We start from the raw sequence: 7,609 nt of genomic DNA on the forward strand, positions 1-7,609 counted from the left end.
CCTCGACGGTGATGCCGCCGTACTGCGTCAGGACGTCACCGGGTCGCTGCGCGGTGGCCGACGGCATGTTCTCGGCCATCGGCACCGTAGCGACGACGTCGATGGGCAACTGCTGCTTGGCGGCCAGGACCACGGTGGCGATGACGGCTGCCGCCCCGCCCATGTCGGACGTCATGTGATGCATGTTGGCGGCGGGCTTGATCGAGATGCCGCCGGTGTCGAAGGTGATGCCCTTGCCGACGAGGGCGACCTTCTTGGCCTTCTTCGACTTGCCACCCTCGTGGGTGAGGCGCACCAGTCGTGGCGGACGCGAGGAGCCCTTGCCGACGCCGACGATGCCGCCGTACCCGCCCTTCTCGAGAGCCTTCTCGTCGAGCACCTCGACTCGCAGGCCCACCGACTCGCCGAGAGCTCTTGCACGCTTGGCGAATTCGTCGGGAAACAGGTGGCTCGGGGGCGTGTTGACGAAGTCACGTGCCGTGGCAACCGCCGTGGCGACGTTCGTCCCACGGACCGCGTCGGCCTTGGCGCTCTTCGCCGTCGACAACACCGTGATCTTGGACAGCCCGGCTTCCTTCGGTGCGGTCTTGGCGCTGCGGAACTCGGTGAACCGGTAGGCGCCGAGGATCAGGCCCTCGACCGTTGCCGCCACGTCGAGCTCCGAGAGTGTCGTTACGACGCTCTCGGTGCCGGCGAGCGCGCGGGCCGCAACCCCGGCGGCCCGGCGGATCACGTCGCCCGGCCATTCGTCGCGGTTCTTGCCGAGCCCGACGGCGAGCACGCTCGCGACCGGTAGGGACGGGGTGATCACCCGGGTGGTCTGGTCGCTGCCGCCCTTGGCGCCGAGCGCCTTCAGCGCCACCTCGATCTCGCCGACCGCCTCGGCGTCGAGGAATGGGTTCGCGACCACGGTCGCCTGGTCGTCGTCACCCGTGACTACGGGAACGATCAATACCGCAGAGCCGATGCCGCGCTTGGGCAGGGCGGCGGCGACGGTGACGGTGGGGGACTGGTAGCCGGGTACGGTGCTCACGCGATCACCCTAGCGCCGGGGATTAGGTACGGCGGGCAGGAGCGAAGCGACCCGGGGATTAGGCTGGCTCGCCGTGAGTGAGAACCTGCTGAAGGGCCCGCTGGAGGATCGCCACCGTGAACTGGGCGCGAGCTTCGCCGAATTCGGAGGCTGGCTCATGCCGGTGTCGTACGCGGGCACGGTCAGCGAGCACAACGCCACCCGCAACGCCGTCGGACTCTTCGACGTCAGCCACCTCGGTAAGGCCCTGGTGCGCGGGCCGGGCGCCGCGGAGTACGTCAACTCCGCACTGACCAACGACCTCGGTCGCATCGAACCAGGAAAGGCGCAGTACACGTTGTGCTGCAACGACTCTGGCGGTGTCATCGACGACCTCATCGCCTACTACGTGTCCGACGACGAGGTGTTCCTGGTGCCGAACGCGGCGAACACCGCCGCCGTGGTGACCGCGCTGCAGCAGCGGGCCCCCGCCGGGTTGACGATCACCGACGAGCACCGTTCCTACGCCGTGCTCGCGGTGCAGGGGCCCAAGTCGGCCGAGGTGCTCGGCGTGCTGGGACTACCGACCGCCATGGACTACATGGGGTACGCCGATGCCGAGTTCGCAGGCGTGCCCGTTCGTGTCTGCCGCACCGGCTACACCGGCGAGCACGGGTACGAGTTGCTGCCGCAGTGGGACCGGGCGGCCGTCGTGTTCGACGCCCTGGTCGAGGCCGTCAAGGCCGCTGACGGTGCGCCCGCCGGACTCGGTGCCCGCGACACCCTGCGCACCGAGATGGGCTATCCGCTGCACGGGCACGAATTGTCGCTGGACATCTCCCCGCTGCAGGCCCGCTGCGGCTGGGCGATCGGGTGGCGCAAGGATGCGTTCTGGGGCCGCGAGGCCCTGCTTGCCGAGAAGCAGGCGGGGCCGCGGCGGCTGCTCCGCGGGCTGAAGGCGTTGGGGCGCGGGGTTCTCCGAGCCGACATGACGGTGCTCGACGGTGATCGGCCGGTCGGCGTCACGACGTCGGGAACCTTCTCTCCCACTTTGAAACTCGGCATTGCGCTGGCGCTCATCGATACCGACGCCGAGATCGCCGTCGGACAGCACGTGACGGTCGACGTCCGCGGCCGGCCGCTCGAGTGCGAAGTCGTCGCACCGCCGTTCGTGGAGGCGAAAACCCGATAGTCACGGGTTATACAATCGGTACATGACTGAAGGCCCCCTCGAGTTCACGCTTGCCCGCAATGCGAATCCGGCAAGCGACGAGGTACGTGCCGACATTCTGGCCGATCCGGGCTTCGGCCGCTTCCACACCGACCACATGGTGTCGATCGACTACACCGAGGGCCGTGGCTGGCACGACGCGACGGTGCTTCCCTACGGTCCGATCCAGCTCGATCCCTCCGCGATCGTGCTGCACTACGCGCAAGAGGTCTTCGAGGGTCTCAAGGCCTACCGGTGGCTCGACGGCTCCATCGTGTCCTTCCGTCCTGAGGCCAACGCCGCCCGGCTGCGGACCTCCGCGCGGCGCCTGGCCATCCCCGAACTGCCCGAAGCGGTGTTCGGGGAGTCGCTGCGGCAGCTGATCGCCGTCGATCACGACTGGGTGCCCGCCGCAGGCGGTGAGCAGTCGCTGTATCTGCGGCCCTTCATCTTCGCCACCGAGCCGGGTCTCGGCGTGCGGCCGGCGGTCGAGTACCGCTACATGGTGATCGCCTCGCCTGCCGGTGCCTACTTCAAGGGCGGCATCAAGCCGGTGTCGGTGTGGTTGTCGACGGAATACGTGCGCGCCAGCCCTGGTGGCACCGGCGCGGCGAAGTTCGGCGGCAACTACGCGGCGTCGCTGCTGGCGCAGGCGGAGGCAACGGACAACGGCTGCGATCAGGTGGTCTGGCTCGACGCCATCGAGCGCCGCTACATCGAGGAGATGGGCGGCATGAACCTGTTCTTCGTCTTCGGCAGCGGAGGTACCGCGCGTCTGGTCACGCCCGAACTCAGCGGTTCATTGCTGCCGGGAATCACTCGAGACTCGTTGCTGCAGTTGGCAACCGACGCGGGATACTCCGTCGAGGAACGCAAGATCGACGTCGACGAATGGCAGAAGAAGGCCGCAGCGGGTGAAATCACCGAGGTCTTCGCGTGCGGCACGGCAGCCGTCATCACGCCGGTGTCGCTCGTCAAGTTCGGCGACGGCGAGTTCACCATTGCCGACGGCGAGCCCGGTGAGGTAACGATGGCGTTGCGCGACACCCTGACCGGTATTCAACGTGGCAAGTTCGCCGACACCCACGGCTGGATGACCCGACTCGACTAGGCCTTCTCGAGGACGGCTCAGCGCCGCTGGTGGTTGCGACTCGGCTACCATCGAATTCGTCCAGACGGACACCGGACGAGCGGCACCGTACCCGGCCAGCGACAAGACGGCGCTCATAGAGGTGTGTCATGTCGTGGATCGTTCTCGTCATATCGGGTGTGCTGGAATCGGTGTGGGCCGTCGCACTGGGCAAGTCCGAGGGGTTCTCCCGTCTGCAACCGTCAGTGGTGTTCTTCGTCGCGCTGACGTTGTCGATGTCGGGGCTGGCCTACGCAATGCGCGACCTGCCGACGGCCACCAGCTACGTGGTGTGGGTCGGCATCGGCGCGGTGTTGACCGCCTCGTATTCGTTCGCGACGGGGGACGAGGCGGTGTCAGTGCTGAAGATCGTCCTGATCGGCATGATCACGGCCTCGGTCATTGGCCTCAAGGTCCTGCACGGTTGAGTCTCAGCCGACGGCCAGGCCGAGCGCCGCGACGGTGGTCGTCACCTCGACTGCGGCGCCAAGAACGTCACCGGTGATCCCGCCGAACCGCCGTACGCAGTGCGCCACCAGGGTCACGGTGACGACGAGCGCCGCGACCACCGCGACTGGTCCCTGCCACGGCCGGGCTGTGGCGAACACCGACGCTCCTGCCAACACCAGCGTCCATCCGGCGACGACCCAGAGCGGTTGCGTCCCCGCGACCTGCCCGCCGAGCGAGCTGCCCGCCGCCGCAGGCACCGAACGACGACAAGTCGTCACCGCTGCGACGCGCCCCGCCGCGACCGCAACCACGATCGCGACCGGGCCGAGCATGGCAAACGCCAGGCCCTGCACGACGATCACCAACACCACTGCGGCGACGCCGAACGGGCCCGCCGACCCGTCGCGCATCACCGCGAGCGCACGCTCGGGCGGCCCGTAGCAGCCGAGCGCGTCCGTGGTGTCGGACAGGCCGTCGACGTGCAGGCCGCGGGTCACCAGGACCAGCACCGCCACCGCGGCGATGCCCGTCAGGGGATTGCCGGTCCCGAACGCCTGCGCCGCCACCCACGACGTCCCTGCCGCAAGGGCTCCCAACGCAATGCCGACCACCGGCAGCGCACTGAGGGCGCCGCGGCCGAACGGGTGTCGCGTGCGTACCGGCAGCACCGTCGCGAAGGCGAAAGCCGATGCGAGTGAACCGATCACGCCTCGATTCCCGGGTCGCTCCGCTCTCCCCCGCAAGCGGGGGGACCCCCAGCTCCGGACGCGTTGTCGGACACGTTCGCCTCGTCGAAGGTGGCCATCGACGCCAGCGTGGCGATCGCCGCGCGCAGGATCGGCAGCGCGACCGTGGCGCCGGTGCCCTCGCCGAGGCGCATCCCGAGGTCGACGATCGGCTCCAGTTGCAGGCGCTCCAGCGCCAGGGCGTGCGCGGGTTCGGTGGACAGATGCCCGGCCTGCCACCAGGACCGCGCACCCGGCGCCATCCGGTCGGCCACCAGGGCGGCCGCGGTGACCACGACGCCGTCGAGTAGCACCGGAGTGCGCCGCACCGCCGCCTGCAGGCAGAAGCCCGCCATCGCCGCCAGATCCGCGCCACCGCAGACCCGAAGCAGCGCGACGGGATCCGAGGACACGTCGCGGGCCCGGAACAGCGCGTCCCTGATGGCGGCGGTCTTGCGCGCCCAGCCTGCGTCGTCGATGCCGGTACCGCGCCCGATCACCGCGACGGGCTCCGAGCCCGTCAGCGCGGCGATCAACGTCGTTGCGGCCGTGGTGTTTCCGATGCCCATGTCACCGGCGATCAAGAGGTCGGCGCCCGAGTCGACCTCTTCGTCGGCGATCGCCCGGCCCGCGTCGAGCGCGGCCACCATCTCGTCGGCGCTCAGCGCGTCCTCTTTCGCGATGTTGCCGCTGCCGCGGCGCACCTTGTGCACGCCGATGGCCTCGGACAGTGGCTCGTCGGAGTCCACCGCGACGTCGACCACCCGCACGCTGGCCCCCGCGAGCTCGGCCAGCACGTTGATCGCCGCTCCACCCGCGTCGAAGTTCGCCACCATTTGCGCGGTCACCTCGGTGGGAAACGCGGACACCCCGGCGGCCGTCACGCCGTGGTCACCCGCGAATACGACGATCCGCGGGCGCTCGAACTGCCGGGGCGGGCACACGCCCTGGCAGGCCGACACCCACACCGACAGATCCTCCAGCCGGCCCAGCGCGCCCGGTGGCTTGGTCAACGTGGCCTGGCGCGCACGGGCGGCGGCCTCGGCCTCGTCGTCCAGAGCCGGTATGGCGGGGATGGGCTGGATTTCCGTCACGTTGTCTCCTTGACCGTCAGTGGTTGGCCGGCGATCACCAGCACGACGCGGTCGCACACCGCGGCCAAGCGCTGATTGAGGGCACCCAACCCGTCGGCGAACCTACGACCCGACTCGGTGGCGGGCACCACCGTCAGCCCGACTTCGGGACTGACCAGCGCGAGCGGTCCCCGGAAGGCGCCGACTGCCTCGACGAGGTCGTCGACGTCCATTCCCAAGTCCGCCGACACCGGTCCACCGGTCCACGCCTCGCGTCGATCCATCGCGGCGACCAGCCAGCCACCGATATCGTCGACGAGTGTCGCGGTGCCGTCATCGGAGCGCAATTGCGTTGCCACGTCGGCGCTTTCGACCGTCGACCACGGTGACGGCCTGCGCTGCCGGTGCGCGGCGATCCTGGCTGACCACTCCGGATCCGACTCGGGATCGGACGGGATCGCACCGGTGGCCACGTAGCGGACGCACCCACCGGGGTCGACCGCATGGGTGATCGCCGCCTCCGCCCACTGCGACTTGCCCGACCGGATACCGCCCAGCGCGAGGACGCGCACCTCGGCTCAGGCGACCTTGGCGCCACGCTCGACCTGTGGGCGCGGTGCCCGCATCCGGCGCAGCTGAGAAGCCCGACTGGCGGCGTAGAAGCCGAGCTTCCAACCGCTTTCGCCGTTGCCGGGGAACTTGGCGTCGACGCCCTTGTTGACGCGCCTGGCGATCAGCAGCCCGTCGATCACCATGACCACCACCAGCCCGAGCATGACGAACTGCACGTAGTACTGGATCTGGACCGACGGCAGCGACAACATCACGAAGACCAGCGCGAGCGCGGCGGGCATGAACAGGCCGAGCACGTTTCGGCGCGAGTCCACGATGTCGCGGGTCAACTTGCGCACTGGTCCCTTGTCGCGCGGCAGGAGGTAGGCGTCGTCACCGGACATCATCTTCTCGCGGCGCTCGGCCTGGTCGGCGCGACGGGTGAGCTTCTCGGCCTTGCGCTCGTCCTTGGTGAGCGACTGCCGGTTCGCCTTCTTGCGCTTGCGGGCCTCCGCTGCCGTCATCGGTGCCGGCGCCACCGGCCCTCGGGTGCGGGTCTGGTTGCGCTTGGGAGTCGGCCTGCCCTTCGGGGCAGTGACGCGGGCGCGGGCCTCCTGCTCGGCGTCGGACAACCCACCAGCGGCGGAGTCGTCACCCTCCTCGGGTTGGGGGGTGTCCTTCTTACGGCCAAGCAGATTCACACCTGCCAGGTTACTTCCGATTCGGCGGCGTCCAGCATGCACCTCCTGCGACGCGGACTTACCCTGCAGGAATGACGGGCCCCGCGCTGCGCGTGCTGATCGCCCCCGACTGCTACGGCGACAGCCTCACCGCCGTGCAGGCCGCCGACGCCATCGCCACCGGCTGGCAGCGGGGCAGGTCGCGAGACCAGCTGACACTGGCGCCGCAGTCCGACGGCGGCCCCGGTTTCGTCGATGTGCTGGCGAGTCGCTTCGGCGGCCGTCGGACAGCCGTCACCAGCGGCCCGCTGACCGATGACGTGATCGCCGAATGGGTCTTCGACGCCGAAACGAGGACGGCGTACGTCGAATGTGCCCAGGCCTGCGGCCTTGCGCTGCTAGGTGGGCCGCCGACGGTGCGGACCGCGCTCGACGCGCACAGCGGGGGAGTCGGCCAACTGATCGACGCCGCGCTGGTGGCGGGCGCCGAGCGCATCGTCGTCGGGCTTGGCGGCAGCGCCTGTACCGACGGCGGCCGCGGCATGATCGATGCGCTCGGCGGACTCGATGCCGCACTCGCCCGGCTGGCCGACGTGGACCTGATCGCCGCCACCGACGTCGAGCACCCGTTGCTTGGCCCAAGGGGCGCGGCCCACGTGTTCGGCCCGCAGAAGGGCGCCGACCCCGCCACCGTCGCGGTGCTCGAGGACGGGTTGACCGCTTGGGCCGCCGACCTCGAGGCTGCCGCGGGGCGTGCGGTGCGCGACGAGCCCGGTGC

General features: G+C 69.8%; 9 protein-coding genes and 1 riboswitch. Of the genes, 4 read left to right on the forward strand and 5 right to left on the reverse strand.

The genetic code is table 11. The features are described from left to right. A partial coding sequence (locus tag ACRDUX_RS26870; RefSeq protein WP_526418237.1) for a leucyl aminopeptidase family protein occupies positions 1-1,033 on the reverse strand: 1,033 nt, incomplete at its 3' end. A gap of 73 nt (positions 1,034-1,106) precedes the next feature. On the opposite strand from ACRDUX_RS26870, the gene gcvT reads away from it, so the two are divergent. The 3 genes from gcvT to ACRDUX_RS26885 all read left to right on the forward strand — a co-directional run bounded on the left by gcvT (position 1,107) and on the right by ACRDUX_RS26885 (position 3,779). Further along, the gene (gcvT, locus tag ACRDUX_RS26875; protein WP_526418239.1) at positions 1,107-2,204 is read left to right on the forward strand and encodes a glycine cleavage system aminomethyltransferase GcvT; all 1,098 of its coding nucleotides are present in this window, start codon (positions 1,107-1,109) and stop codon (positions 2,202-2,204) included. Positions 2,205-2,226: 22 nt separating this feature from the next. Then, positions 2,227-3,333, forward strand: coding sequence for a branched-chain amino acid aminotransferase (locus ACRDUX_RS26880; RefSeq protein ID WP_526418241.1), 1,107 nt, complete (start codon positions 2,227-2,229; stop codon positions 3,331-3,333). A 50-nt stretch (positions 3,334-3,383) separates the two neighbouring features. Then, a riboswitch (guanidine-III (ykkC-III) riboswitch) is annotated at positions 3,384-3,449 on the forward strand. Between the two features lie 12 nt (positions 3,450-3,461). Beyond that, positions 3,462-3,779, forward strand: a complete 318-nt coding sequence (locus ACRDUX_RS26885) for a DMT family transporter (protein WP_526418243.1) — start codon at positions 3,462-3,464, stop codon at positions 3,777-3,779. A 3-nt stretch (positions 3,780-3,782) separates the two neighbouring features. Here ACRDUX_RS26885 and ACRDUX_RS26890 read toward each other — a convergent pair whose 3' ends face one another. The 4 genes from ACRDUX_RS26890 to ACRDUX_RS26905 are packed head-to-tail and all read right to left on the reverse strand — an operon-like array spanning position 3,783 to position 6,852. Beyond that, complete coding sequence (locus tag ACRDUX_RS26890; protein ID WP_526418245.1) at positions 3,783-4,508, reverse strand: adenosylcobinamide-GDP ribazoletransferase; 726 nt, start codon at positions 4,506-4,508, stop codon at positions 3,783-3,785. Further along, positions 4,505-5,611 carry a nicotinate-nucleotide--dimethylbenzimidazole phosphoribosyltransferase gene (gene cobT / locus ACRDUX_RS26895; RefSeq protein WP_526418252.1) on the reverse strand — a complete coding sequence of 369 codons (1,107 nt, stop codon included), beginning with the start codon at positions 5,609-5,611 and terminating at the stop codon, positions 4,505-4,507. The genes ACRDUX_RS26890 and cobT overlap by 4 nt, the downstream gene beginning before the upstream one ends. A gap of 5 nt (positions 5,612-5,616) precedes the next feature. Continuing rightward, on the reverse strand, positions 5,617-6,171 hold the full coding sequence (locus ACRDUX_RS26900; protein ID WP_526418247.1) for a bifunctional adenosylcobinamide kinase/adenosylcobinamide-phosphate guanylyltransferase: 555 nt from the start codon (positions 6,169-6,171) through the stop codon (positions 5,617-5,619). A gap of 6 nt (positions 6,172-6,177) precedes the next feature. After that, the gene (locus ACRDUX_RS26905; protein ID WP_526418248.1) at positions 6,178-6,852 is read right to left on the reverse strand and encodes a DUF3043 domain-containing protein; all 675 of its coding nucleotides are present in this window, start codon (positions 6,850-6,852) and stop codon (positions 6,178-6,180) included. A gap of 71 nt (positions 6,853-6,923) precedes the next feature. On the opposite strand from ACRDUX_RS26905, the gene ACRDUX_RS26910 reads away from it, so the two are divergent. Next, positions 6,924-7,609, forward strand: a 686-nt coding sequence (locus ACRDUX_RS26910) for a glycerate kinase (RefSeq protein ID WP_526418250.1), incomplete at its 3' end; no start/stop codon positions are given.

Origin of the sequence: Mycobacterium sp., assembly GCF_050701675.1 — a bacterium.
Classification (GTDB): Bacteria; Actinomycetota; Actinomycetes; order Mycobacteriales; family Mycobacteriaceae; genus Mycobacterium.